The following is a 23,262-nucleotide window of genomic DNA, read 5'->3' on the forward strand; positions in this document are numbered from 1 at the left end:
CGTAGACGGGCAGAGCCCTCAGCGGTCGACGGGAAGAAGTCCGAACCGTTCGGGGGCGTAGATCTGAGCGGGCTGGATGTCGAGGGTGCCGGTCAGGTGCTCGACGATGTCGGCCGTGCCGAGGTAGCCGCCGAGAAGGGTGATGTGGGTCTCGAGCTCGTCGTCGCAGAGCATCTCGTCAGCCCAGGCGCAGGTTGCTCGCGCGAGCGCCTGTCCGGGCGCGCAGGCCCGCCCGGTTCCGGGTGCTCCCGATCGCTGGGCTCGAGCGAGCCAGGTGACGGTCATGCGTCCGGGAGCGTCGATCACGCCGATGTCCGATGCGTCGGCGACCTCGATGAAGATCCGGCCCGATGCGCACAGCGGCAGAGTCGTGAGGAAGACCTCGAGTTCGGCGAGCGAATGCTCGTCGGCGGTCACCAGGTGGTGAGCGCGACGACGTGCGGCGCGGCGCTCGGCACGCGTGCTGCGGGTCTCGAGGAAGGTCTCCATGATGCATCCATCATACAGGACGCGAAGGGTTGCCTAACCTTGCTCAGCAACTTCTTCCACGAGCGCCGCCCGAAGAGCCTCGAGCTCCTGATCCGTCATGCCGTTCGCGCGAAGGTAGCCGGCGGCCGAGCCCCACCGCTCGTCGACCTGCTCGAGCAGCGCCCTCATCACGGGCGCAGGCGACTGCGTGGCCAACGCGACCGCGTGCACCGCCTGCGGATGCTGCGACCTCAGGTACGCGGCGATGCGATGCGACCGCTCGGCCGGCAGCAGCGACTCCGTGAGTGCATAGTCCTCGATGATCGCGTCGCGGTCGGCGCCGACCGCGGCGAGCGCCAGAGCGACCGTCACCCCGGTGCGATCCTTGCCCACCGTGCAGTGGATCAGGGTCGGCTCGCCGGCGGCGATGATCCGGATGGCGGCGACGAGCCGCTCTCCGCTCTCCTCGAGAAGGTGGAGATAGAGGTCTTCCAGGCTCGTGTCCGTCTCGAAGAACGAACGCACGGATCCGAGGAAGAGCGGAAGGTGGGTGGTGTCCGGCCCTTCGATCTCGGTCGGCTCCGCAGCGACCTCTTCGCCGTCGCGGAGGTCGACGATGTGCGCGACGCGACGACGAACCTCGTTCACGCCCGCCGTGGTGGCGGCGGAGAGCTGGCCTGATCGCAGCAGCATCCCCGAGCGGATCCGCCCGCCGTCTGCGGGGAGTCCGCCGACGTCGCGGAAGTTGTTGACGCCGTCGATGTCGAGGACGCTCATGCCTGCGCCTGTGGGGCGCGGGGCGGGACGGGGTATCGTCCGGCGATGACGACCCGGTTGAAGGCGTTGATCGAGACGCAGGCCCAGCTCAGTGCCGCGTACTCCTTCTCGGTGAAGACTCCGCCGACGCGGTCGTAGACCTCGTCGGAGATGCCCTCTTCGGAGATGAACGTGAAAGCCTCCGCGAGCTCGAGCGCGGCCTCCTCGCGGTCGCTGAACACGTCGCTCTCACGCCAGGTCGCGATCTGCATCAGCGTGTCCGTGTCGATGCCGGCCTTGAGGGCTCTGTCGACGTGCAGGCGCGTGCAGTAGCTGCATCCGTTCAGCTGCGAGGAGTGGATCATCACGATCTCCTTGAGCCGATCGTCGATGCCGTTCGCTGCACAGATGTCACCGACCGTACGGGCGAAGGCGTCGAGGGCCTGATAGGCCGCTGGCTCGGTCTTGGAGAGGTGCACTCGCGTCTCGCTCATGCCTCAATGATATTCCGTTGCGCAATCGTCCCGGCGAGTCGCTTTCCACGCAGACGAATGCAGAATGACAACAGTCATCCGCATCCGGCTTGCGCAATGACACTCTTCACCGCAACCTGCGTTGACACATTGCTCCTGCATTTCCGCACTGCCCCGAAAACAGAGCAGAATATGCAAGTGGCGATCGACACCAGCGAGTTCAGCTATCTTCCCGCACAGGCGCAGGCGATGGGAGTCCCCGTGCCATCCGTCCGACGCGTGACGCTGCCCCTCCCAGACGGCCGTCACGTCAGCGCTCTGCGGTTCGGCGAAGAGACGCCCCGTGTCACGCTGCTGCACGGCGCGGGCCTCAACGCGCACACGTGGGACACGACGGTGCTCGCCCTTCAGCAGCCGGTGCTCGCGATCGACCTCGCCGGACACGGCGATTCATCATGGCGCAGCGACGTCGACTACACCCCTCGCACGCTCGCGGTCGACGTCGCGGCAGCACTCGACGCCTGGACCGACGGAGCGCAGCTGGTCGTGGGCCAGTCGCTCGGCGGCCTCACCGGCGCCGCCCTCGCTGCAGCCCGCCCCGAGCTCGTGTCCGAGCTGATCGTCGTCGACATCACTCCCGGCATCGACACCTCGGCCGGACCAGCCGCCCTGCGCGAGTTCTACGCCGGACCCACCGATTTCGAGACCCGCGACGAGCTCGTCGACCGCGCGATCTCCTTCGGTTTCGGGGGCGCCCGCTCCGACACCGAGCGCGGGGTATTCCTCAACACCCGTGTGCGCGACGACGGCCGCGTCGAGTGGAAGCACCATTTCGCGCACCTCGCCGCTCAGACACTGGCAGCCCACGGCCCCGGAGACGACTCGGCGCCGTCACTGCTGCACACGACCGGATGGCAGGATCTGTCGAAGACGACGGCCCCGGTGACGCTCGTCCGCGCCATCGACGGCTTCGTGAGCGAGGCGGACGCGAAGGAGTTCGGCGAGCGCCTGCCCCACGCCCGCGTCATTGCCGTCCAGGCCACGCACAACGTCCAGGAGACCGCACCCGCCGAGCTGGCGTCGCTGATCTCCTCATCCCTCGCTTCTCGCGGAATGTGACGTTCCGTTCCACATTCCGCCCTCATGCCCTGACACATCCCTAGGCTCGATCCAACGGCACACAGCAACTGCCGCACCGAGAGGAAACACCCCATGTTCCGACGTACGCGACGACTCGCGCTGATCTCCGCGATCGCGGCGAGCGCCATCGTCCTCACTGCCTGCGCAGGTGCCGCAGAGCCCGAGACCACCGAACCGGTCGGAGAGCCTGATCCGGACGCGACGCTGCAGGTCGGCCTCGTCCTCGAGCCCACCAACCTCGACATCCGTCACACCAGCGGCGCAGCGCTGGAGCAGATCCTGATCGACAACATCTACGAGGGTCTCATCAGCCGCACGCAGGAGAACGAGATCGTGCCGCGACTCGCCTCCGACTACGAGGTCTCCGAAGACGGACTCACCTACACCTTCACGCTGAACGAGGGCATCACCTTCCACAGCGGAACCGCGCTCACCTCCGCCGATGTGGTCTCCTCCTACGAGGCTGTGCGCACCGACGCGACGCTGCAGGGCAATGCCGAGTTCGCCTCGGTGGCCTCGATCACCGCACCGGACCCGACCACGGTGCAGATCGTGTTGACGGCGCCGAACCAGAACTTCCTGTTCTCACTGACCGGTCCTGCCGGTCTCGTGTTCCAGACCGGCGATACGACCGATCTCAAGACGGCCGAGAACGGCACAGGTCCCTTCACCCTCACGCGGTGGAACAAGGGCAGCGCCATCACGTTCGCCCGCAACGAGGCCTACTGGGGCGAGCCTGCGGGCGTCGCCGAGGTCGAGTTCCAGTACATCCCCGACTTCACGGCCGGGGTGAACGCTGCTCTCGATGGCGGCGTCCAGGTGCTCACAGCGGTGGATCCGAATCTCGCCCCGCAGCTCGAGGAGTCCGGCGACTTCACTCTCACGACCGGCCGCACCACCGACAAGGCGACGCTCGCGTTCAACAACGCCAAGGCGCCCCTCGACGACGTCCGGGTGCGCGAAGCGCTGCGCCTCGCGATCGACCACGAGGCTCTGGTCGAGGCTGTCGGCGCGGGCTCGACCCTCTACGGACCGATTCCCGAACTGGACCCCGGTTATGAAGACCTCTCTGACGTCGTCTCCTACGACCCCGAGAAGGCCAAGGAGCTGCTCGCCGAGGCCGGGCAGGAAGACCTCGAGCTCACCCTGACGATCCCGAACTTCTATGGAACCACGGTTCCGAAGGTCCTCATCTCCGACTTCCAGAAGGTCGGAGTCACCCTCGACGTCGACTCGGTCGAGTTCCCGGCCTGGTTGGAGGACGTCTACACCAACCACGACTACGACCTGAGCTTCGTGCTGCACGTCGAGCCGCGCGACTTCGGCAACTTCGCGAATCCCGAATACTACTTCGGCTACGACAACGCCGAGGTGCAGGACCTCTACACCGAGGCTATGGCCGAGGTCGACCCCGACAAGTCCGCGGACCTGCTCGCCGAGGCCGCGCGGATCGTCTCCGAGGATCACGCGGCGGATTGGCTGTACAACGGTGCGACGATCACGGCCGTGAGCCCGCTGGTCACCGGGTTCCCCGAGGACTCGATCAACTCGCGCATCAACCTGGCCGGCGTCACCGTCGCCACCGAGAAGTGACGACGCGCACTTCGTGATCCGCTACGCGCTCGTCCGAGGAGCCCTGCTCATCGCAGGGCTCCTCGTCTCGAGTGCGGTGATCTTCCTCACCTTGCGGGTCTTCCCCGGCGACGTCGCGCAGCTGATCGCCGGAACCCAGGCCTCCCCCGCCGAGGTCGAGGCGCTCCGAGAATCGCTGGGCCTCAACCGTCCCCTCCCCGCGCAATACGCCGAGTGGATCGGGGGCCTCTTCCGCGGTGATCTCGGCACGTCTCTGCTCTCCGGTGCATCGGTCGGCGAGGAGCTGCTCGAGAAGGCGCAGGTCACGGTTCCCCTCGGCATCCTGGCCCTCCTGATCGCCGTGCTCATCGCGGTGCCGTTCGGCATCCTGTCAGCCGTGCGGCGCGGCGGCCGCGGAGGCACCGCCCTCAGCGTCGGCGCACAGGCCCTCGCCGCCGTGCCGGTCGTCTGGGCGGGGATGATGCTCATCGTCGTCTTCTCGGTCTGGCTCGGCTGGCTTCCGCCGCAGGGGTTTCCCCGCACGGGGTGGAGCACGCCGTGGAAGGCGATCGAGTCGCTCCTCCTGCCCGCTCTCACGATCGGCATCGTCGAGGGGGCGATGCTCATGCGGTTCGTCCGCAGCGCCACCCTGCAGGCGGCAGGCCAGGACTTCGTCCGCACGGCGGCCGCCAAGGGCCTCACCCGCACCCGCGCCCTCATCTCGCACGGCATCCCCGCAGTGGGCCTGTCGATCATCACCGTGCTGGGACTCCAGATCGCCGGGATCATCGTCGGGTCTGTTGTCATCGAACAGCTCTTCACACTTCCCGGGATCGGACGGATGCTGGTGGCCGACGTCGGCACCCGAGACCTCATCAAGGTGCAGAGCGAACTCCTCGTCCTCACCGGATTCGTGCTCGTGGTCGGATTCCTCGTCGACCTGATCCATCGCGCGATCGATCCGCGCCAGAGGGAGGCCTGATGCCCGGCTGGCTTCCGAGACTGGCGCGATCCGCCACAGGTCGATTCGGCGTGATCGTCGTCGCCGTCGTCGCGCTCACCGCACTCGTCTCGCTGTTCTGGACCCCGTTCGATCCCCAGGAGTCCGACCTGCGCGCTCGCTGGTCGGTCCCGAGCTGGCCTCATCTGCTCGGCACCGACGACACGGGCCGTGACATCCTCAGCCTGCTCATGGCAGGTGCTCGCACGACGGTCTTCGTCAGCATGGGCGCCGGCGTCATCGCGACCTTGGTCGGCATCTCCCTGGCCGCGCTCGGAGCGCTCACCGCCCGCTGGCTGCGAGAGACGGTGGCAGTGCTCGTCGACATCCTGATCGCCTTCCCCGTGCTGCTGATCGCCATGATGATCTCGTCGGTCTGGGGCGGCTCGCTGTGGGTGGTGATCTGGTCGGTCGGCATCGGCTTCGGCGTCAACATCGCCCGCGTCACGAGGCCCGAGCTGCGCCGCGTGCAGCAGAGCGACTTCGTCCTCGCCGCTCGGGCGTCCGGCCTCACGACCGGACAGAGCCTCGCTCGCCACCTTCTTCCGAACGTCGCCCCCGTGTTCATCGTGCAGCTCTCGTGGTCGATGGCGGTCGCGGTGCTCGCCGAGGCCGGCCTGTCGTACCTCGGTTTCGGCGCCTCGGTCACGGAGCCGAGCTGGGGACTCCTGCTCGCCGACCTGCAGCGCTACATCGGCGTGCATCCGCTCTCGGTCATCTGGCCGGGGCTCGCGATCACGATCACCGTGCTGGCGCTCAACCTCCTCGGTGACGGCCTGCGCGAGGCCACCGACCCCACGCTGCGTCACCGCGCGGCCGAGATCCACACACCCGCGGTGATCGCATGACCCTCGAGGTGACGGACCTCGTCGTCCGCATCGACGGACGCCCCGTCGTCGACGGCATCTCGTTCGAGGTGCCGGACGGATCCCGTCTCGGCCTGATCGGTGAGTCCGGCTCCGGTAAGTCGCTCACCGCCCTCGCGGTGCTCGGTCTGCTCCCCGAGGGTGCGGTCGCGAGCGGCAGCATCCGCTGGAACGGCACAGAGCTGATCGGACTCCCCGACCGCGAGCTCGCGAGACTGCGCGGAGACGAGATCGGGATCGTGTTCCAGGAGCCCCGCACCGCCCTGAACCCGATCCGCACGATCGGCAGGCAGATCGCCGAGTCGATCCGCATCCATGAGGGCATCGGTCGGCGGGAAGCCCGCGAGCGTGCGATCCAGGAGGCTGCGCGCGTGCGGCTGCCCGATCCCGCATCGATCGTCGATCGCTATCCGCATCAGCTGTCCGGCGGTCAGCGGCAGCGTGTCGCGATCGCGATCGCGCTCGCATGCCGGCCACGCCTGCTCATCGCCGATGAGCCGACGACCGCTCTCGACGTCACCATCCAGGCCGAGATCCTGTCGCTGCTGTTGAACCTCGTCGAGGAACAGGGCATGTCCCTCATGTTCATCACGCACGACCTGGCGGTGCTGGCGCAGGTCGCGACCCGTGGCGTCGTCCTCGAAGACGGTCGGGTCGTCGAGGCTGCCCCCGTGAGCACGCTCCTCACCGCCCCGGCGTCGCCGATCACACAGGGGCTCCTCCGCGACGCCACCGCGACGCTCTGGCGTCCTGAAGGAGGTGCGCGATGAGTCTCATCGAGGCGCGGTCGCTGCGGCGCGACTTCGTGATCCCGAAGCGTTCGACGTTCGAGCGCACCCGGCGCCAGACCGCGCTGGCGCCGACCGATCTCGACATCGTCGAGGGATCGTCCGTCGGCATCATCGGCGAATCCGGATCGGGCAAGTCCACCCTCGTCAGGCTGCTCCTCGGTCTCGACCGCCCGACGTCCGGCACCGTCACGGTCGACGGGAGAGCGGTGGATGCCACGGCATCCGCGCGGTCCCTGCACTGGCTGCGCCGTCAGACCGGTCTCGTGTTCCAGGACCCCTACGCATCGCTGGACCCGAGGATGACCGCGGCGCAGATCGTCCGCGAGCCGCTGTGGGCGCTCGGCATCGACGAAGATCACCGAGCCAGGGTGCGCGAAGTGCTCGAGCAGGTGGGTCTGGAGCCCGAGATGGGCGATCGATACCCGCACGAGTTCTCGGGCGGGCAGCGGCAGCGCATCGCGTTGGCCAGGGCCATCGTCCACCGTCCGCGCATCCTCGTCGGCGACGAGCCGCTGTCGGCGCTCGATGTGACCGTCCGCGCTCAGATCCTCGAGCTCCTGATCGAGCTGCGACGCACCGCCGACCTCACGCTCGTCCTGGTGTCGCACGACATCGGCGTGGTGCAGAACCTCTGCGACGCCGTCGTCGTGATGAAGGACGGGAGCGTCGTCGAGCGAGGAACCACCGCAGACGTGCTGCTGCGTCCGACGCAGGACTACACGAAGACGCTGCTCGCGGCGATCCCGGTCATCCCCGCTCCCCCGGCATGAGCGCGATTCTCAGCGCCCGGAGCTCAAGCTGAAGAACTTCCGTCGACGGCTCGGGCGCAGGGCGCGTCGCATGTAGACGGTGCCGAGGTCGCGGCCGAACTTGTGTCCGACTCGACCCATGCGCCCGGCTTCGACGAATCCGAGCTTCGCGTGCAGACGTATCGATGCGTCTGCCTTGGTGTCGCTGATCACGGCCACCATCTCGCGGATGCCGAGCTGCTCGCATGCGTCGATGAGCGCCTGCAGCAGTGCGACCCCGAGTCCTTTGCCGCCGGCCCCCGGTCCGAGGTAGATCGAGTCCTCGACGGTGTACCGATAGGCGTTCTTGCCCGCCCACGGCTGCGCCAGCGCGTATCCGATCACGACTCCCGCCGGCGAGACCGCCACCAGGAAGGGCAGGCCCAGCTTGCTCAGCAGCGCGAACTTCTCCCGCCAATAGGGGATGCTGCTGCGCCGTTCATCGAGGGTGACGACCGAGTTGCTGACGAAATGGTTGTAGATCTCGCGCACGTACGGCAGATCGCCCGACCGTGCGGGGCGGATCGAGTACGAGAACACCTCGGGTTCCGGCTGCGGGCGCAGATGGCGCGGCAGCACACGGCGGCGATCACCGGGCTCGAACTGCATGCGATCAGCTTAGAGGGGGCTCGCCGCCGATGCGCCAGTCGACCGGGCTCGCACCGAGCCCTTCGAGCAGCGCGTTCGCGCGGGAGAACGGGCGGGAGCCGAAGAACCCCCGACGGGCGGACAGCGGCGACGGGTGCGCTGACACGATCACAGGGGTGTCGCCGAGCAGCGGCTGGAGGTTCGCGGCGTCCTTTCCCCAGAGGATCGCGACGAGCGGCCGGTCACGGGCGACGAGAGCGCGGATCGCGAGCTCGGTGACCTGCTCCCACCCCCAGCGGCGATGGGATCCGGCCTCGCCAGGACGCACCGTCAGCACGCGGTTCAGCAACAGCACCCCCTGGTCGCTCCACGCGGTCAGGTCCCCGTGCGGCGCCGGAGGGATGCCGAGGTCGCTCTCGAGCTCGGCGTAGATGTTGCCGAGACTGCGTGGCAGGGGGCGCACGTCTCGGTCGACCGCGAAAGACAGGCCGATCGGATGCCCGGGAGTCGGATAGGGGTCCTGACCGGTGATGAGCACCTTGACGTCCGAGAGCGGGCGTTCGAACGCACGGAGCACATGATCCCCCGCGGGAAGATAGCCCCGCCCCGCAGCCTGCTCGTCGCGCAGTCGCTCGCCGAGAGCGGTGATCGTCTGCTGAGCCGGCGCGAGTGCGTCGGCCCACCCCGGATCGATGAGACCGTCGTCGGCGAGCTCGGCAAGAGTTCGCGCAGTCATCGTTCAGTCGATCGGTCGCACGCGCAGCGGTCCGCGGGCGAGCAGATGATTCGCGGACTGCGCGACGGGTCGCATCGTGATGAGGTCGAGGTTCACGTGGCCGGGAGCATCCAGCGCGTAGGCGATCACGTCGGCGACGTCTTCCGCCTGCAGCGGCGCCTCGACGCCCGAGTACACGGCCTCCGCGGCGACCGAGTCGCCGCCCAGCCGGTTGAGCGTGAACTCCTCGGTGTGCACCATGCCGGGGGCGATCTCGGCGACTCGGATCGGCTCGCCGTTCAGCTCGAGTCGAAGCGCGTGCACCAGCATCGCCTGCGCAGCCTTGGCCGCGTTGTAGCCGCCTCCGCCGGGGTAGGCCACCTGTGCGGCCGTCGACGTCACGAACACCGTGTCGGCGTGCCCGTCCGCCGCGGCCGCCCGCCTCAGCAGGGGCAGGAGACCGGCGACCAGTCGCTGGCTCGAGAGCACGTTGGCGTCGTACATCCACTGCCAGTCGTCGATCGAGGCGTTCTCGACGCGGTCCGTCCCCCGTGCTCCGCCGGCGACCTGCACGAGCGCATGCACGGGCCCCGAGGCCTCGAGCTCCGTGACCAGCGCTGCCACGGCTTCCGGGTCGGTCAGGTCGCACGCGATCGTCGAGGCACCCGTCTCCGCCGAGAGCGCCGCCAACCGGGACGCACGTCGTGCGACTCCGACGACTCCCCAGCCACGCGCGCGCAGCGCACGCACCGTGGCCTGTCCGATACCCGAGCTCGCACCTGTCACGACTGCACGCCTGTTCACCATGCCTCCACCGTACGATGTTCCGGCCACTATCTCGCCTCACGCACCGCCACGTCGCGCTTTCGGGCCGACGATGCGGTCGTCTCGGGCGATCTCGCCTCGCTTGTGAGCACCACCGCGACACCGATCCCGCACAGGATGAACCCTCCGACCGTGACGACCGTCATCGGCTCTCCCAGCAGGATGCTGCCGGCGAGTGACGTCGCCGGGGCGATCAGGAAGAGCAGAGCCTGCAACGCCGTGATCCCCACCCGCCGCAGCAACCACCAGTACAGGCCGTAGGCGGCGAGTGTCGGGAACAGCGCGGTGAGCGCGACAGCGAGCCAGAACGAGGCCGACGCCGGCGGGAGCAGGGTTCCGGTCACCCCCGCGATGACGAGCAGCAGCACCGCGGTCACCGTCACATGGATGGTCAGGGTGAGGAGCACGCCGCTCTTCACCGCCGACTTCCGCTGCAGCAGGGTGCCGATGATGAGGCAGACCATCGCCACGGCCGGCAGCAGATACGCCATCGCAGGCGCCTCGGAGGACCCGAACTGAGAACGCACCACGAGGAGCACGCCGACCGCTCCGATCACGAGCCCTGCCCATTGCGCACCTCGCACTCGCAGACCGAGCACGGGTCCGACGAGGACGGCCACGACGAGTGGCTGCACCGCGTCGATCAGCGCCACCGTGCCTGTGGCGATGCCGGCCGCCACGGCGCCGTAGACCGCGACACAGTATCCGAACTGCGCGAAGAGTCCGATCGTGGCCTGCGTGCGCACGTCGCGAATGTTCAGCCCCTTCGCTCCGCCCGAGAGACGGAGCACGGCGAGGAGAAGGACGGCCAGCGGCACGAACCGCCACACGAGGAGCGTGAGCGGCGACACGTCCACCGTGGCGTACGCAGGAATGATGAATCCCGAACTCCAGGTCACGATGAAGGCCACGGCGGCGGCGACAGTGACCACCGAACGAAGTAGACCGATCTGTTTACTCATGTGTTGACTATACAGACTGGTATAGTCAAATACATGACGCAGCCCGTTCCCGAGCTCGCCCCGCTCACCCCCGGAGGGCAGCGCGTTCTCGACGCCGCCTCGCGGCTGTTCTACGAACGCGGCATCCATGCGGTCGGAGTGGACACGATCGCCGAGGCGGCCGGAGTCACGAAGAAGACGCTCTACGACCGCTTCGGATCGAAGGAGGCGCTCGTCGTCTCCTACCTCCAGCACCGCGACGCTCGGTGGCGCGACCACGTGGCCGCCCACCTCTCCCGCGTTCCCGAGCCCGGCCCTGATCGTGTGCTCGCGATCTTCGACGCCGCCATCACCTGGTCCGACGAGAACAGCCCGAAGGGATGCAGCGCGATCAACGCGCGCGCGGAGATCGGAGACGGCGACGACGACCACCCTGTGTTCCCCGAGGTGTCACGTCAGAAGGCCTGGCTGCTCGACGTGTTCGAGGAGCTCTGCGCCGACGCGGGAATGGCCGATCCCCGTGCGATGGCGCAGGCGATGATGCTGCTGTACGAGGGTGCGATCGTGACGGTCGGGATGACGACGTTCGCCGAACCGTTCGTGATCGCGCGCACGTGGGCGGGGCGACTGCTCGGTCAGGCCTGATCCCCCGGCTCGTCGGCCCGCGGGTTCGGCCCGACTTCATTACGTCACATTTCCCACCCGCTGTTGACAGCCTCCGACATTCCGTACTGTCGCATCAACGACATCAGTCGAACCGACCTTCCAACAGTTCCAGGGGGAACACATGTCCGCACCCGAGACCTGGCGTTTCGAGACGAAGCAGATCCACTCCGGAGCTGCTCCCGACCCGGTGACCAAGGCCCGCGCAACGCCCATCTACCAGACCACGTCCTACGTGTTCGACAGTGCCGACCACGCGGCGAACCTGTTCGCTCTGGCCGAGTTCGGCAACATCTACACCCGCATCCAGAACCCGACCCAGGACGTCCTGGAGCAGCGCCTCGCGGCACTCGAGGGGGGCACCGGCGCCCTCGTCCTCGCCAGCGGTCAGGCTGCATCGACGTTCGCCGTGCTCAACATCGCCGAGGCCGGCGACCACATCGTGTCATCGAGCTCGATCTACGGCGGCACCTACAACCTGTTCAAGTACACGCTCGCGAAGCTCGGCATCGAGGTCACGTTCGTCGAGAACCAGGACGACCCCGAGGAGTGGCGCCGCGCCATCCGCCCGAACACCAAGCTGTTCTTCGCGGAGACCATCGGCAACCCGCAGATCAACATCCTCGACATCCGCACCGTCGCAGACGTGGCGCACGAGGGCGGCGTGCCGCTGATCGTGGACAACACGATCGCGACCCCGTACCTGATCCGCCCGTTCGAGCACGGCGCCGACATCGTCGTGCACTCCGTGACGAAGTTCCTCGGCGGCCACGGCACCACCATCGGCGGCGCGATCATCGACGGCGGCACCTTCGAGTGGTCGAAGAACGTCGAGAAGTTCCCCGGGCTCACCGTGCCCGACCCCTCGTACCACGGCGCCAGCTACACCGCTGCCGTCGGCGACCCGCTCGCCTACATCATCAAGGCCCGCGTGCAGCTGCTCCGCGACCTCGGCTCGGCCATCGCACCGCAGAGCGCCTGGAACCTCATCCAGGGCATCGAGACCCTCTCGCTGCGCATCGAGCGCCACGTGCAGAACGCCCAGGAGATCGCCGAGTGGCTCGACGGCCGCGACGATGTCGCGTCGGTCAACTACTCGGGCCTGCCCTCCTCCCCCTGGTACGCCAAGGCGAACCACTACGCCCCCAAGGGCGTCGGAGCGGTGCTGTCCTTCGAGCTCAAGGGCGGCGTCGAGGCCGGTCGCGAGTTCGTGAACAGCCTGTCGCTCTTCAGCCACCTCGCGAACATCGGCGACGTGCGCTCGCTCGTGATCCACCCGGCGTCGACCACGCACGCACAGCTCACTCCCGAGCAGCAGCTCACCGCCGGCGTCACGCCCGGCCTGGTGCGCCTGTCGGTCGGCATCGAGAACATCGACGACCTCAAGGCCGACCTCGACGAGGCGCTCGGCGCGGCTCGCCGTGTGTCGGAGGCCGCTCGCGCCTGACCCTCCGTCGACACTGCAGGTGCCCTGGGCTTCGGCTCGGGGCATCTGCTCGTTCGGGGCACGCACGGCCCGTGCACAGACAGCTCCGTCGACAATGGGAAGCCTGCCCGAGGAGCCCACGATCACCGCCACGACGAATTCGCCGACACACCGACGCTCGAACGCGCGCGCGGGGCGCATCATCGCCGTCACAGGTCTCGTGGTGCTGATCATGGTCGTGGGCGTCTGGATCCCCGGAGTCGTGGGAACCGCGGCCGCCGCGCTCCTTCCCTGGTGCGGCCTCGCGCTCGGAGTCCTGTCGGCGATCGCACTGATCCGCGCCCGCCGCGTCGTCCTGGTGCTGCTCGTGCCCATCCTCGTCTGGGTGCTGGCGATCGCGCCCTCCACCCCTGGTTTCGCATCGGGTGCCCCCGACGGGACGTCCACCGTCGAGATCGTCAGCCAGAACGTGCGCGCGCACTCCGGCGGCGCAGCGGAATCCGCAGCGGACCTCGCCGCCTCCGGTGCCGACGTCATCGCGCTGACGGAGCTCGATGCCGACAGCCTCGCCGCCGCCCGTGACACGCTCGCCGCCGACTACCCGCACTCCTACGCGATCGGCACGGTCGCGGTCTGGAGCCGCCTCCCCATCGCCGACGCTCAGGCGCTGTCGCTCGGTCTCGACTGGAAGCGCGCGCTGCGCGTGGTGGTGAGCGCGCCGGATGCGGACGTCGCCGTGTACGTCATGCATGCGGCCTCCGTGCGGCCAGGAGTGCAGGACGACCGAGACGCGATGCTGTCCGGCATCGCCGATGCCGTCGCTGCAGACAGCGCCGAGTCGATCGTCGTCGTGGGCGACTTCAACGCCGCCTCCTCCGACCCGGCCCTGGCTGCCGCGCGGTCGCAGCTCGACTGGGTCCGACCGACCGACGGCACCCTCGGGTTCACCTGGCCTGCCGCTCTGCCGCTCGCCAGGATCGACCACGTCTTCGTGCGCGGCCTGGCCGTGCTCGGCTCCACGACGATGCGGGCCGGCAGCAGCGACCACCTGGCGACCGTGACGACGCTCGGCTTCTGAGGCCGCGCACGGCGGATCCGCCGGCGGCACACCCGGGTCCGTAACGTGCGTCCGACGAGTCGCGTGCCAGGCGAGAATGGGAGCATGGACTGGCAGACGACCTCTGAAGACACGGTGCCCTCGGCGCCCGTGACGGAGGCCGACGTGCGTCTGCTTCGCGCACGACCACCGGCGACCGGCGCGTGGCGCGACGGAGACCCGGCGGGCGGACGCAGCTTCGCCTCGTTCGGCGCCTTCGCGACCGAGAGCGGCGCAGAGCTCCCCGGCATCCGTCTCGCGTTCGAGACGTGGGGCGAGCTGAACGACGCGCGCGACAACGCGATCCTGGTGCTCCACGCGCTCACCGGCGACAGCCACGTGCGCGGCGGCGCCGGAGCGGGGCACCCGACCGCAGGCTGGTGGGAGGACGTGACCGGGCCCGGAGGTCCGCTCGACACCGACCGGTGGTTCGTCATCGCGCCGAACATGCTCGGCGGCTGCCAGGGCTCCACGGGACCCGCCAGCATCGCGCCCTCCGGATACGAGTGGGCCTCCCGCTTCCCCTATCTGACCATCCGCGACCAGGTCGCAGCCCAGGTGCGCCTCGCAGATTCCCTCGGGATCGACACCTGGGCCGCCGTGATCGGCGGATCCATGGGCGGGATGCACGCCCTCGAATGGGCCGTCACGCACCCTGATCGCGTCGCCCGCCTCGCAGTGCTCTCCTCCCCGCCCGTCACCACTGCCGATCAGATCGCCCTGAACACGGTGCAGCTCGAGACCATCCGCATGGACCCGAGGTTCCAGGGCGGCGAGTACTACGACCTGGCCGACGGCGACGGTCCGCACCGCGGCCTGGCGCTCGCCCGACGCATGGCGCTGCTGAACTACCGCAGCCCGATCGAGCTCAACCAGCGGTTCCAGCGTTCGTGGCAGTCCGGGGTGTCTCCTCTCGGTCACGGCGGTCGCTTCGCCGTCGAGTCGTACCTCGACTTCCACGGCAACAAGTTCACCCGCCGTTTCGACGCGAACAGCTACATCACCCTCGTCGAGGCCATGAACTCGCACGACGTCGGCCGTGACCGCGGTGGCGTCGAAGAGGCGCTGCGCGCCGTGACCGCCACGACACTCGTGCTGGGGATCGACAGCGACCGGCTCTTCCCCGTCGATGGCCAGCACCGCATCGCCCGCAGCATCCCGAACACCCTCGACGGCCCCGAAGCGGTGGTGCTGACCAGCGACTTCGGTCACGATGGATTTCTCATCGAGACAGAGTCGGTCGGCAGCAATCTCCGACGGCTGCTCGCGAGCTAGCTCTCGTCGATCGTCCACGGCAGCGAACCGGTGCGCAGCCGCACACCGTCCCACTCGAAGTCCCTGCCCTGCGGCGTCTCGACCACGCGGGTCGAGAAATGCTGCGCCACCCCTCCGGAAGCGAGCACAGCATCGACCGAGGAGAATCGGCCGAGCTGGTGCAGGGTGACCCAGGTCGGAGGGAAGAGCGTCCACTCCCCCGTCGCGTGTCGCGACAGGGCTTCTGCCGGGCTCAGCCACACCACGTCGACGACTTCGTCGACCGAGAACCGCGGTTCGTCGTCAGGCGCTGAGGCCAGGAAGAACCAGGTCCGGATGCGAATGGGCGCCTCGACCGGCGGATGCCAGCGCGACAGCAGCACGGGATCGCTGATGATCAGGCCGACCTCCTCGGCTGTCTCGCGAACCGCCGCCCTGCGCGCATCGTCACTCTCATCCGCCCCCTCTCGGCGGTCGGACGGCTCCACCTTGCCGCCGGGGAACACCCAGGCCCCCGCGAATGAGCCGCGATCGGGCCGACGCATCAGCAGCACGGCGAAGCCCTCGGGCGTCGGACGCAGCAGCACGGCTGTCCCGGCGACGGGCAGATCGTCGAGGTCGGTCACAGCCTCACTCTACGAGGCGGAGCACCGCTCACGCCGCCGTGAGCACCGGTCTGCGCGCCTCTGAGCGATACGACAGCAGGGCGATCAGGAGGCCGGCGACCGCGAGCGCCGCACCCGTCCAGGACGGCGCGACGAAGCCCCATCCGGCGGCGATCACCACGCCGCCGAGGAATGCGCCGAGGCTGTTGCCGATGTTCAGCGCAGAGTGGTTCATCGCGGCGGCGATCGACTGGTTGTCTCCGGCGACATCCATCAGCCGGGTCTGGATCGTCGGGCTCAGCACCGAAGACACGAAGCCGACCACGAACACGAGCAGCGCGAGGGTGACGATCCAGAATGCGAGCACGGCGAGGAGGGCGAAGACCACAGCCATCGCGGCAAGTCCGAAGAGCAGCGTGCGTCGCAGGTCGATGTCCGCGAGATGTCCGCCGACGAGGTTGCCCGCTGTCATCCCGAGCCCCATCAGCACCAACACGATCGGCACCGCCCACTCGGGCGAGCCGGCCACCTCGGTCACCAGCGGCGCGATGTAGCTGTAGACCGCGAAGAAGCCGCCGAAGCCGATCGCGCCGACACCGAGGGTGAACCAGACCTGGGGAATGCGGAAGACGCCGAGCTCCTCGCGCATGGTCCGCCCGGGCGAGCCGGGATGTGCGGGCACGAAGAACGCGATGCACACCGTCGCCAGGGCGAAGACGAGCGTCACGACCGCGAAGGCCGCCCGCCATCCCCAGAGCTGACCGAGGAAGGTTCCCAGCGGCACTCCCACCACGTTCGCCACGGTCAGACCTGTGAGGATGAAGGCGACGCCCTTGGCGCGGTTGCCCGGCCCCATGACGTCCGCCGCGACCAGGGCGCCGATGCCGAAGTAGGCACCGTGCGGCAGACCGGCGAGGAACCGAGACGCACCCACGAGTTCGAAGGTCGGCAGGAACACCGTGAGCGCGTTGAACACGGTCAGCGCCAGCGCCAGGCCGATCATGACCCGGTGCCGGGGGTAGCGGGCGACGAACCCGGCGATCGTCGGAGCACCGACGACCACGCCGAGCGCGTAGAGCGAGATCAGCCACCCTGCCTGGCTCAGCGCGTCTTCAGGGCTGGAGGCCCACAGCGTGGGCAGCAGCTCGTCGGCGATGTTGGGCAGCAGGCCCATGACGACGAATTCGGTCATGCCGATGCCGAAGCTGCCTATGGCGAGGGAGAGGAGCGCCCACTTCGCCGCACCCCTCGATTCAGTCGAGGGATTCACCCGTCGAGTCTACGGGGTGTCCGCGTCGTCGATCGCCGCCTCGAGCCGCTCGATCTTCGCGTCGAGCTCTCCGGTGTAGCCGGGGCGGATATCGGCCTTGAGCACGAGCGACACCCGCGAGCCGAAGGGCATCACGGCTTCGGTGGCGCGCTTGACGACATCCATCACCGAGTCCCAGTCCGGGCCCTCGATCTCGGTGAACATGCTGGTCGTGCGGTGCGGCAGGCCCGACTCCCGAACGACGCGGACGGCGGCGGCGACCGCATCGTGGACCGACGCGTCGGAGCGCTCGGCGCCGTCGGAGGGGACGCCGCTCGGTGCGACGGAGAAGGCGATCAGCATGGTTTCACTCCCGGGTGGTGGACGAACGATGGGCGGGCACGCGGACGAGGGCGCGGATGCCGACGGCGAGGAGCACGACGAGCACGATGTTGCGCAGAGTCAGGATGGCGACGGGCAGCGTCTCTGCACGCAGCAGCGCGTCGTAGCTCAGCGGATAGATCAGGCAGGTGAGCGCGCACAGCGCGAGCACGAGCAGCGCAGGCGCGGCCGCTCGCGTGCGGTCGAGAACGAGCCAGAGGACGGCCGGAGCGATCAGCCACGTCTGGAACTGCGGAGAGCCGACCTTGTTCGCGACGATCAGGGTCGTCACGAGACTCAACGCGAGCGGAGGGAACAGCCGTGCGAAGGATGCCCCGCGTGATGCCTTCAGCGCGCCGATGACGGTGATCAGGACGACGAAGACAGCCATCAGGGGTGTGAGCACAGCACTCACGGCATCCGCGCCCTGCGCGCTGATTTGGAAGGTCAGGATGTCGAAGCTGTACTCGATGCGGGCGGCCCCGGCGATCGCGAGCCACAGGAACGGGGTCGCGGCCACTGCCTCGATCTGCAGACCGCGGCCGGTCTGCTCTGTCAGGAATCCGAAGATCTCGGCATCGGCTCCGAAGGCGACCAGAACGACGACGACGGCTGCCGATACGGCTGCGGCGGTGAGCAGAACGCGCATCCGGCTTCGGGCTGCCACGACGGCTGCGACCAGCAGCGCGCCCGGCCAGATCTTGATCCAGGCGCCGATCGCCAGCAGCGCTGCCGCGGCAGCGGGGCGGCGAACCAGCCAGAGTCCGCCGATCACCGCGAGCGGCACCGTGATCGCGTCGATGCGGTACATCGCGATCGGTCCCAGCAGAAGCAGGGCGGTGATCCAGAACCAGGCGGCCATCCGCCGAGGCTGCGACGGCGAACGCCCGACGAGCACCGCGAAGGCGATCGCATCGAGCACCGTGACGAGCACCGCCCACGCGATCAGATACGCCCCGGAGGCCCCCATCACCGCGATGAGCGGTGTCGACAGGATCTTCGCGAGCAGCATGGGCACGAGCGCGAGCTGCGGATAGACCCACGTCTCGGTGACTCCGACGATGGCCCCGCCCGACAGCGCCGCCGACGACCACGGTTCGTACACGAGCACCACGTCGCCCATCGGCTGGCTCGGATACAGCCAGCCGGCGACCGCCGTGAAGAGGTGCACGAGTCCGAACGCGCTCCACAGCGTGACGAGACGCATCGAGACGGTGCGACTCACGCGACGACGTCCGAGAATGCGCGAGGCAGCGCCTCTGCGACATCGAGCGCCACGATCGGATGTCCCGTCGCGCGGCCATCCGCGCCCGTACCAGCCGCGAGGACACCGGCATGACCATGCAACCACGCGGCCGCGGCTGCGACCTCAGCCAGCGGTGCGTCGGCGTTCGCGGCGAGGAGCGCCCCGAGCACGCCGCCCAGGACATCACCGGTGCCCGCAGTCGCGAGCCAGCCGGTGCCCGCCTCCACCCGGATCAGCAGTCCGTCCGGATCCGCGATCAGCGTCTGTGCGCCCTTGAGCAGCACGACGGCGCCGAGGTCGTGCGCCACCCGGGCGACGGCGTCGGCGCGGTCGTCACGGGTGCCGTATCCGAGCTGATCCTGCAGGCGCTCGAACTCACGGCCGTGCGGCGTCAGCACGCGCGGGGCACGACTCCCTCGCGCCAGGTCGAGCGCCCCCGCGTCGACGACCACCGGCACCTGCCCGTCGAGCAGGTCGCGCAGCTCGCGCTCCGTCTCGGGGCTCCTGCTCGCGGCATCCGTCCCTGATCCGATCACCCAGGCGCCGACGCGTGCACCCGCGATGCTCGGGCTGACCACGGTCTCGGGGCGTCGTGCGATCACGGCATCCGCGGCTCGGCCGTCGCCGACGTAGCGCACGAAGCCCGCACCGGCGCGCCACGCCGCCTCGACGCCGAGCACCGCGGCACCCGGATAGGCGGACGATCCGGTGCGCAGGCCGACGACGCCCCGGGAGTACTTGTCGTCATCCGCGCCTGGCACGCGCAGGAAGCGTGCGGTGTCTTCGCGGGACCAGTCACGTGCGTCGGGCATGACTCCACGTTAGTGCGGCGGCCCGCACCGCCCCACCCGGCCGGTAGCGTCGAGGGGTGAGCATTCTCTTCTCCCCGCTGAGCATCCGTTCCGTCACGTTCCGCAACCGGCTCTGGGTGTCTCCCATGTGCATGTACAGCGCGATCGACGGCGTCGTCCAGGAATGGCACCACACCCACCTCGCCCAGTTCGCCTCCGGCGGAGCCGGTCTGATCGTCGCCGAGGCGACAGCCGTCGTCCCCGAGGGCCGCATCTCGCCACGGGATGCCGGCCTCTGGAACGACGAGCAGCGCGACGCGTGGGTGCCGGTCGTCGAGGCGATCCATTCACGTGGCGCGGTCGCGGGCATCCAGCTCGCGCACGCCGGCCGCAAGGCGTCGACCTGGTGGCCCTGGGCCGACGCGCGCGGATCGGTACCGGCGGCGGACGGCGGATGGACGACCACCGCGCCCTCCGACATCGCCTTCGATGGCTTCGCGGAGCCTGCGGCGCTCGACCAGGACGGCATCGACGCCGTCGTCGAAGGGTTCGCGAGCGCGACCCGCCGTGCCCTCGACGCCGGCTTCGACGTGCTGGAGGTGCACGGTGCGCACGGATACCTGCTGCACCAGTTCCTCTCTCCGCTCTCGAATCTGCGAGACGACGAGTACGGCGGCTCTCTCGAGAACCGCGCTCGACTGCTCCTCCGGGTGGTGGGCGCGATCCGCGAGGTCGCCGGAGACGGGGTGCCCGTCTTCGTGCGCATCTCGGCGACCGATCATGCCGAGGGCGGATTCACCCCCGACGAGGCGGCGATCGTGAGCGGCTGGGCGACCGAGCACGGAGCCGACCTCATCGATGTCTCCAGCGGCGGGCTCGTGGCGCACCAGCAGATCAGCGTGTTCCCCGGATACCAGGTGCCGCTGGCCGAGAACGTGCGCCAGGGCGGACGCATCCCCGTGTCGGCGGTCGGACTGATCACCGCCGCCGAACAGGCCGAGCAGGTGCTCGCCGACGGTGCGGCCGATGCGATCTTCGCGGGTCGCGAGTGGCTGCGCGACCCGCACTTCGCGCTCAGGGCCGCCCATGAGCTCGGCGCCGAGATCACCTGGCCGCCGCAGTACGAGCGGGCGCGCTGGCGCTGATCGCCACCCCGCACAGAAGCCCCCGGGTCCGCATGGACTCGGGGGCTTCTCGGTGATCGCGGGTCAGTGACCGCGGATGCGACGGGTCGCGTCCTGCACCTCTCCCACGAGCTCCTCGAGGATGTCCTCGAGGAAGAGCACGGCAGTCGTGCGCCCCTGGGAGTCCCGCACCTTCGCCAGGTGACGCCCTGCTCGGCGCATCACGGCGAGAGCGTCCTCCAGATCGGTGTCCTCCTGCACCGGGACCATGTGGTTGATCCGCTTCGAGGGCAGCGGCTCGACCAGCTTCTCGGCAGCACCGGGTCCGTCGGACGCCCGCAGGATGTCCTTGAGGTGGACGTATCCGACAGGGGTTCCCTCGTCGTCGACGATCACGTAGCGGGAGAACCCGTAGCGGGCGACGGCCTTCTCGACGTCATCCGGAGTCGCCGACTGCGGAAGCGTCACGAGATCGCTGAGCGGAACAGCCACATCGCGAGCCTTCTTGTCGGTGAACTCCACGGCTGCCGCCACAGTGCCCGCCGTGTCGGTGAGCACGCCCTCTCGCCGGGACTGATCGACGATCGTCGCGACCTCGTCGAGCGTGAACGTCGACGCGGCCTCGTTCTTCGGCTCGACCCGGAACAGCCGGAGCACGCCGTTGGCCGCCGCATTCAGCAGCCAGATCACCGGCATGAAGATCTTCGACACCATCACGAGGGGCGGCGCGAGGATGAGCACCGCGCGCTCCGGAACCGAGAACGCGAGGTTCTTCGGCACCATCTCGCCGAACACCACGTGCAGGAACGACACGATCAGCAGAGCGATCGCGAACGACACGGCATCGACGACGCCGTCCGACCAGCCGAGCGCGTGCAGCGGCACGGCGAGCAGGTGATGGATCGCGGGTTCGGAGACGTTCAGGATCAGCAGCGAGCAGATCGTGATGCCCAGCTGCGAGGTCGCGAGCATGAGCGTCGCGTGCTCCATCGCGAAGAGCGCGGTCTTGGCGGCGCGCGACCCGCGGTCGGCCTTGGGCTCGATCTGCGACCGGCGCGCGGAGATCACCGCGAACTCGGCGCCGACGAAGAACGCGTTCGCCACGAGCAGCACGACCAGCCAGGCCAGTCCTCCCCAGTCGTTCATCGTCCGACCACCTCTGCGGGAAGATCCTGATTCGGGACGTAGCGGATGCGGTCGACACGACGACCGTCCATGCGGACCACCTGGAGCTTGCCCGTGTCGAGGTCGACCTCGTCACCCACCGACGGCACGCGCTCGAGGACGCTCATGACGTAGCCGGCCACGGTGTCGTACACGTCACCCTCCGGAACCTCCACCCCCGCTCTGCGTCGCAACTCGTCCGGCCGCAGCTCTCCCGGGAAGGTGATGCCGTCTCGCCCGCGGACGACTCCGGCGCGCGTGCGGTCGTGCTCGTCCGAGACCTCGCCCACGAGCTCCTCCACCAGGTCCTCCAGCGTGACGAGACCGGCGGTGCCGCCGTACTCGTCGACCACGACGGCCAGCTGGTATCCGCGGGCTCTGAGCTCGGAGATGAGCGCGTCGACGTGCACCGTCTCCGGGACACGGAGCGGATCGGTCGAGAGCGCGCCGACCGGCACCTCGCCTCGTCGATCACGCGGGACGGAGATCGCGGCCTTCAGGTGCACGACACCCGTGATGTCGTCGAGGTCGTCGTCGTACACGGGGAAGCGGCTGTGTCCCGTGCGACGGGCGAGCTGGATGACGTCGTCGGCCGAGTCGCCGACCGCGAGGGCGTGCATGCTCGGACGAGCCGTCATCACGTCGGCGGCCGTCAGGCGGGAGAACGTCAGCGTCCGATCGAGCAGGCTCGCGGTGTCGGCTTCGAGTAGTCCGGCACTCGCCGAGCGACGCACGAGAGAAGAGAGCTCCTCGGCGCTGCGCGCACCGGACAGCTCTTCCTTCGGCTCGATGCCCATGCTCCGCAGGACCCCGTTCGCACTGCCGTTGAGCACCACGACCGCCGGCTTGAAGACGGTCGTGAACGCGACCTGGAACGGCATGACGAGCTTCGCGGTCGCGAGCGGCAGCGCCAGGGCGAAGTTCTTGGGCACCAGCTCACCGAGGATCATCGACAGCACGGTGGCGACCAGCATCGCGACGATCGTCGCGATCGGACCGACGGCCGCCTCAGGGATGCTCCATTCGACGAGAGTCGGGCCGAGGAGGTTGGAGAGCGCCGGCTCCATCGTGTACCCGGTCAGGAGCGTCGTCAGGGTGATGCCCAGCTGAGCGGACGACAGATGGGTCGAGGTGTGCTTGAGGGCGCTGATGGTCAGCGACAGGCGGGATTCGCCGCGGGACTGACGGGCCTCGAGATCGGCGCGGTCGAGATTGACCAGGGCGAACTCGCTCGCGACGAACAGCCCGGTGCCCACGGTGAGCAGAAGCCCCACGCCCAAGAGGATGTAGTCCATCAGTCGTTCCTCCCGACACGGGGAGGCAGGCAATGGGGCGATGTA

25 protein-coding genes are annotated in these 23,262 nt (G+C 68.8%); 11 read left to right on the forward strand and 14 right to left on the reverse strand.

Going from position 1 to position 23,262, the window contains the following annotated elements:
- Positions 1-18: 18 nt before the first annotated feature.
- Genes AC04ME_RS16110 through AC04ME_RS16120 form a run of 3 tightly spaced genes read right to left on the reverse strand, consistent with a single transcriptional unit; the run spans position 19 to position 1,718 of the window.
- On the reverse strand, positions 19-489 hold the full coding sequence (locus tag AC04ME_RS16110; protein WP_042541887.1) for an SIP domain-containing protein: 471 nt from the start codon (positions 487-489) through the stop codon (positions 19-21).
- Between the two features lie 33 nt (positions 490-522).
- Positions 523-1,245 carry a tyrosine-protein phosphatase gene (locus AC04ME_RS16115; protein ID WP_042541888.1) on the reverse strand — a complete coding sequence of 241 codons (723 nt, stop codon included), beginning with the start codon at positions 1,243-1,245 and terminating at the stop codon, positions 523-525.
- The gene (locus tag AC04ME_RS16120; protein ID WP_042541889.1) at positions 1,242-1,718 is read right to left on the reverse strand and encodes a carboxymuconolactone decarboxylase family protein; all 477 of its coding nucleotides are present in this window, start codon (positions 1,716-1,718) and stop codon (positions 1,242-1,244) included. Before AC04ME_RS16120 ends, AC04ME_RS16115 begins: the two co-directional genes overlap by 4 nt.
- 171 nt (positions 1,719-1,889) lie before the next feature.
- Here AC04ME_RS16120 and AC04ME_RS16125 point away from each other — a divergent pair, with 171 nt between their 5' ends.
- The 6 genes from AC04ME_RS16125 to AC04ME_RS16150 all read left to right on the forward strand — a co-directional run bounded on the left by AC04ME_RS16125 (position 1,890) and on the right by AC04ME_RS16150 (position 7,836).
- Positions 1,890-2,816, forward strand: coding sequence for an alpha/beta fold hydrolase (locus AC04ME_RS16125; protein WP_475435992.1), 927 nt, complete (start codon positions 1,890-1,892; stop codon positions 2,814-2,816).
- A gap of 93 nt (positions 2,817-2,909) precedes the next feature.
- Complete coding sequence (locus tag AC04ME_RS16130; protein WP_475435994.1) at positions 2,910-4,430, forward strand: ABC transporter substrate-binding protein; 1,521 nt, start codon at positions 2,910-2,912, stop codon at positions 4,428-4,430.
- 13 nt (positions 4,431-4,443) lie between these two features.
- The gene (locus AC04ME_RS16135; RefSeq protein WP_042541892.1) at positions 4,444-5,391 is read left to right on the forward strand and encodes an ABC transporter permease; all 948 of its coding nucleotides are present in this window, start codon (positions 4,444-4,446) and stop codon (positions 5,389-5,391) included.
- Positions 5,391-6,257: an ABC transporter permease gene (locus tag AC04ME_RS16140; RefSeq protein WP_475435996.1), complete on the forward strand. Its 867-nt coding sequence runs from the start codon at positions 5,391-5,393 to the stop codon at positions 6,255-6,257. The genes AC04ME_RS16135 and AC04ME_RS16140 overlap by 1 nt, the downstream gene beginning before the upstream one ends.
- Positions 6,254-7,045: an ABC transporter ATP-binding protein gene (locus AC04ME_RS16145; protein ID WP_042541894.1), complete on the forward strand. Its 792-nt coding sequence runs from the start codon at positions 6,254-6,256 to the stop codon at positions 7,043-7,045. Before AC04ME_RS16140 ends, AC04ME_RS16145 begins: the two co-directional genes overlap by 4 nt.
- Entirely contained in the window at positions 7,042-7,836 is a 795-nt protein-coding gene (locus AC04ME_RS16150; RefSeq protein WP_311879370.1) for an ABC transporter ATP-binding protein, read from the forward strand. The genes AC04ME_RS16145 and AC04ME_RS16150 overlap by 4 nt, the downstream gene beginning before the upstream one ends.
- A gap of 9 nt (positions 7,837-7,845) precedes the next feature.
- Here AC04ME_RS16150 and AC04ME_RS16155 read toward each other — a convergent pair whose 3' ends face one another.
- From AC04ME_RS16155 to AC04ME_RS16170, 4 genes are read right to left on the reverse strand one after another with little or no spacing between them, the layout of a single operon-like run.
- Positions 7,846-8,463 (reverse strand): GNAT family N-acetyltransferase, encoded by a 618-nt coding sequence (locus AC04ME_RS16155; protein ID WP_042541895.1) that lies wholly within the window; start codon positions 8,461-8,463, stop codon positions 7,846-7,848.
- Between the two features lie 4 nt (positions 8,464-8,467).
- The gene (locus AC04ME_RS16160; RefSeq protein ID WP_042541896.1) at positions 8,468-9,178 is read right to left on the reverse strand and encodes a uracil-DNA glycosylase; all 711 of its coding nucleotides are present in this window, start codon (positions 9,176-9,178) and stop codon (positions 8,468-8,470) included.
- Between the two features lie 3 nt (positions 9,179-9,181).
- Positions 9,182-9,964: an SDR family oxidoreductase gene (locus AC04ME_RS16165; protein WP_475435999.1), complete on the reverse strand. Its 783-nt coding sequence runs from the start codon at positions 9,962-9,964 to the stop codon at positions 9,182-9,184.
- Between the two features lie 26 nt (positions 9,965-9,990).
- The gene (locus AC04ME_RS16170) at positions 9,991-10,944 is read right to left on the reverse strand and encodes a DMT family transporter (protein ID WP_475436001.1); all 954 of its coding nucleotides are present in this window, start codon (positions 10,942-10,944) and stop codon (positions 9,991-9,993) included.
- A 33-nt stretch (positions 10,945-10,977) separates the two neighbouring features.
- On the opposite strand from AC04ME_RS16170, the gene AC04ME_RS16175 reads away from it, so the two are divergent.
- From AC04ME_RS16175 to metX, 4 genes are all read left to right on the forward strand, one after another.
- Positions 10,978-11,568 carry a TetR/AcrR family transcriptional regulator gene (locus AC04ME_RS16175; protein ID WP_475436003.1) on the forward strand — a complete coding sequence of 197 codons (591 nt, stop codon included), beginning with the start codon at positions 10,978-10,980 and terminating at the stop codon, positions 11,566-11,568.
- 142 nt (positions 11,569-11,710) lie between these two features.
- A complete protein-coding gene (locus AC04ME_RS16180) occupies positions 11,711-13,033 on the forward strand; it encodes a bifunctional o-acetylhomoserine/o-acetylserine sulfhydrylase (RefSeq protein WP_042541900.1) in 1,323 nt (440 codons plus the stop codon).
- Between the two features lie 94 nt (positions 13,034-13,127).
- Positions 13,128-14,090 (forward strand): endonuclease/exonuclease/phosphatase family protein, encoded by a 963-nt coding sequence (locus AC04ME_RS16185; protein WP_475436005.1) that lies wholly within the window; start codon positions 13,128-13,130, stop codon positions 14,088-14,090.
- Positions 14,091-14,174: 84 nt separating this feature from the next.
- Positions 14,175-15,383, forward strand: a complete 1,209-nt coding sequence (gene metX, locus AC04ME_RS16190; RefSeq protein WP_042541901.1) for a homoserine O-acetyltransferase MetX — start codon at positions 14,175-14,177, stop codon at positions 15,381-15,383.
- On the opposite strand, the gene AC04ME_RS16195 is transcribed toward metX, so the two are convergent.
- Genes AC04ME_RS16195 through AC04ME_RS16215 form a run of 5 tightly spaced genes read right to left on the reverse strand, consistent with a single transcriptional unit; the run spans position 15,380 to position 19,655 of the window.
- Positions 15,380-15,988 carry an NUDIX hydrolase gene (locus tag AC04ME_RS16195; RefSeq protein ID WP_042541902.1) on the reverse strand — a complete coding sequence of 203 codons (609 nt, stop codon included), beginning with the start codon at positions 15,986-15,988 and terminating at the stop codon, positions 15,380-15,382. The genes metX and AC04ME_RS16195 overlap by 4 nt on opposite strands.
- Positions 15,989-16,016: 28 nt before the next feature.
- The gene (locus tag AC04ME_RS16200) at positions 16,017-17,237 is read right to left on the reverse strand and encodes an MFS transporter (RefSeq protein ID WP_042541903.1); all 1,221 of its coding nucleotides are present in this window, start codon (positions 17,235-17,237) and stop codon (positions 16,017-16,019) included.
- Between the two features lie 9 nt (positions 17,238-17,246).
- Complete coding sequence (locus AC04ME_RS16205) at positions 17,247-17,579, reverse strand: thiamine-binding protein (protein ID WP_042541904.1); 333 nt, start codon at positions 17,577-17,579, stop codon at positions 17,247-17,249.
- A gap of 4 nt (positions 17,580-17,583) precedes the next feature.
- Positions 17,584-18,822: a hypothetical protein gene (locus AC04ME_RS16210; RefSeq protein ID WP_228385682.1), complete on the reverse strand. Its 1,239-nt coding sequence runs from the start codon at positions 18,820-18,822 to the stop codon at positions 17,584-17,586.
- A complete protein-coding gene (locus AC04ME_RS16215) occupies positions 18,819-19,655 on the reverse strand; it encodes an NAD(P)H-hydrate dehydratase (RefSeq protein WP_475436009.1) in 837 nt (278 codons plus the stop codon). Before AC04ME_RS16215 ends, AC04ME_RS16210 begins: the two co-directional genes overlap by 4 nt.
- Before the next feature lie 56 nt (positions 19,656-19,711).
- Between AC04ME_RS16215 and AC04ME_RS16220 the strand changes: the two genes are divergently transcribed.
- The gene (locus AC04ME_RS16220; protein WP_367820943.1) at positions 19,712-20,779 is read left to right on the forward strand and encodes an NADH:flavin oxidoreductase/NADH oxidase; all 1,068 of its coding nucleotides are present in this window, start codon (positions 19,712-19,714) and stop codon (positions 20,777-20,779) included.
- A gap of 63 nt (positions 20,780-20,842) precedes the next feature.
- Here the strand turns inward: AC04ME_RS16220 and AC04ME_RS16225 are convergent, their stop codons facing one another.
- Together AC04ME_RS16225 and AC04ME_RS16230 are read right to left on the reverse strand one after the other, a co-directional pair.
- Positions 20,843-21,904 (reverse strand): hemolysin family protein, encoded by a 1,062-nt coding sequence (locus tag AC04ME_RS16225; RefSeq protein ID WP_042541907.1) that lies wholly within the window; start codon positions 21,902-21,904, stop codon positions 20,843-20,845.
- The gene (locus tag AC04ME_RS16230; protein WP_475436011.1) at positions 21,901-23,217 is read right to left on the reverse strand and encodes a hemolysin family protein; all 1,317 of its coding nucleotides are present in this window, start codon (positions 23,215-23,217) and stop codon (positions 21,901-21,903) included. The genes AC04ME_RS16225 and AC04ME_RS16230 overlap by 4 nt, the downstream gene beginning before the upstream one ends.
- Positions 23,218-23,262 lie beyond the last annotated feature (45 nt).

The organism is Microbacterium sp. LjRoot205, assembly GCF_056175745.1.

What these genes read in the sequence shown, in the direction of transcription:
- AC04ME_RS16110 (WP_042541887.1), bottom strand. Translation starts at nt 489, where the DNA reads ATGGAGACCTTCCTCGAGACCCGCAGCACGCGTGCCGAGCGCCGCGCC.
- AC04ME_RS16115 (WP_042541888.1), bottom strand. Translation starts at nt 1,245, where the DNA reads ATGAGCGTCCTCGACATCGACGGCGTCAACAACTTCCGCGACGTCGGC.
- AC04ME_RS16120 (WP_042541889.1), bottom strand. Translation starts at nt 1,718, where the DNA reads ATGAGCGAGACGCGAGTGCACCTCTCCAAGACCGAGCCAGCGGCCTAT.
- AC04ME_RS16125 (WP_475435992.1), top strand. Translation starts at nt 1,890, where the DNA reads ATGCAAGTGGCGATCGACACCAGCGAGTTCAGCTATCTTCCCGCACAG.
- AC04ME_RS16130 (WP_475435994.1), top strand. Translation starts at nt 2,910, where the DNA reads ATGTTCCGACGTACGCGACGACTCGCGCTGATCTCCGCGATCGCGGCG.
- AC04ME_RS16140 (WP_475435996.1), top strand. Translation starts at nt 5,391, where the DNA reads ATGCCCGGCTGGCTTCCGAGACTGGCGCGATCCGCCACAGGTCGATTC.
- AC04ME_RS16145 (WP_042541894.1), top strand. Translation starts at nt 6,254, where the DNA reads ATGACCCTCGAGGTGACGGACCTCGTCGTCCGCATCGACGGACGCCCC.
- AC04ME_RS16150 (WP_311879370.1), top strand. Translation starts at nt 7,042, where the DNA reads ATGAGTCTCATCGAGGCGCGGTCGCTGCGGCGCGACTTCGTGATCCCG.
- AC04ME_RS16155 (WP_042541895.1), bottom strand. Translation starts at nt 8,463, where the DNA reads ATGCAGTTCGAGCCCGGTGATCGCCGCCGTGTGCTGCCGCGCCATCTG.
- AC04ME_RS16160 (WP_042541896.1), bottom strand. Translation starts at nt 9,178, where the DNA reads ATGACTGCGCGAACTCTTGCCGAGCTCGCCGACGACGGTCTCATCGAT.
- AC04ME_RS16165 (WP_475435999.1), bottom strand. Translation starts at nt 9,964, where the DNA reads ATGGTGAACAGGCGTGCAGTCGTGACAGGTGCGAGCTCGGGTATCGGA.
- AC04ME_RS16170 (WP_475436001.1), bottom strand. Translation starts at nt 10,944, where the DNA reads ATGAGTAAACAGATCGGTCTACTTCGTTCGGTGGTCACTGTCGCCGCC.
- AC04ME_RS16175 (WP_475436003.1), top strand. Translation starts at nt 10,978, where the DNA reads ATGACGCAGCCCGTTCCCGAGCTCGCCCCGCTCACCCCCGGAGGGCAG.
- AC04ME_RS16180 (WP_042541900.1), top strand. Translation starts at nt 11,711, where the DNA reads ATGTCCGCACCCGAGACCTGGCGTTTCGAGACGAAGCAGATCCACTCC.
- AC04ME_RS16185 (WP_475436005.1), top strand. Translation starts at nt 13,128, where the DNA reads ATGGGAAGCCTGCCCGAGGAGCCCACGATCACCGCCACGACGAATTCG.
- metX (WP_042541901.1), top strand. Translation starts at nt 14,175, where the DNA reads ATGGACTGGCAGACGACCTCTGAAGACACGGTGCCCTCGGCGCCCGTG.
- AC04ME_RS16205 (WP_042541904.1), bottom strand. Translation starts at nt 17,579, where the DNA reads ATGCTGATCGCCTTCTCCGTCGCACCGAGCGGCGTCCCCTCCGACGGC.
- AC04ME_RS16215 (WP_475436009.1), bottom strand. Translation starts at nt 19,655, where the DNA reads ATGCCCGACGCACGTGACTGGTCCCGCGAAGACACCGCACGCTTCCTG.
- AC04ME_RS16225 (WP_042541907.1), bottom strand. Translation starts at nt 21,904, where the DNA reads ATGAACGACTGGGGAGGACTGGCCTGGCTGGTCGTGCTGCTCGTGGCG.
- AC04ME_RS16230 (WP_475436011.1), bottom strand. Translation starts at nt 23,217, where the DNA reads ATGGACTACATCCTCTTGGGCGTGGGGCTTCTGCTCACCGTGGGCACC.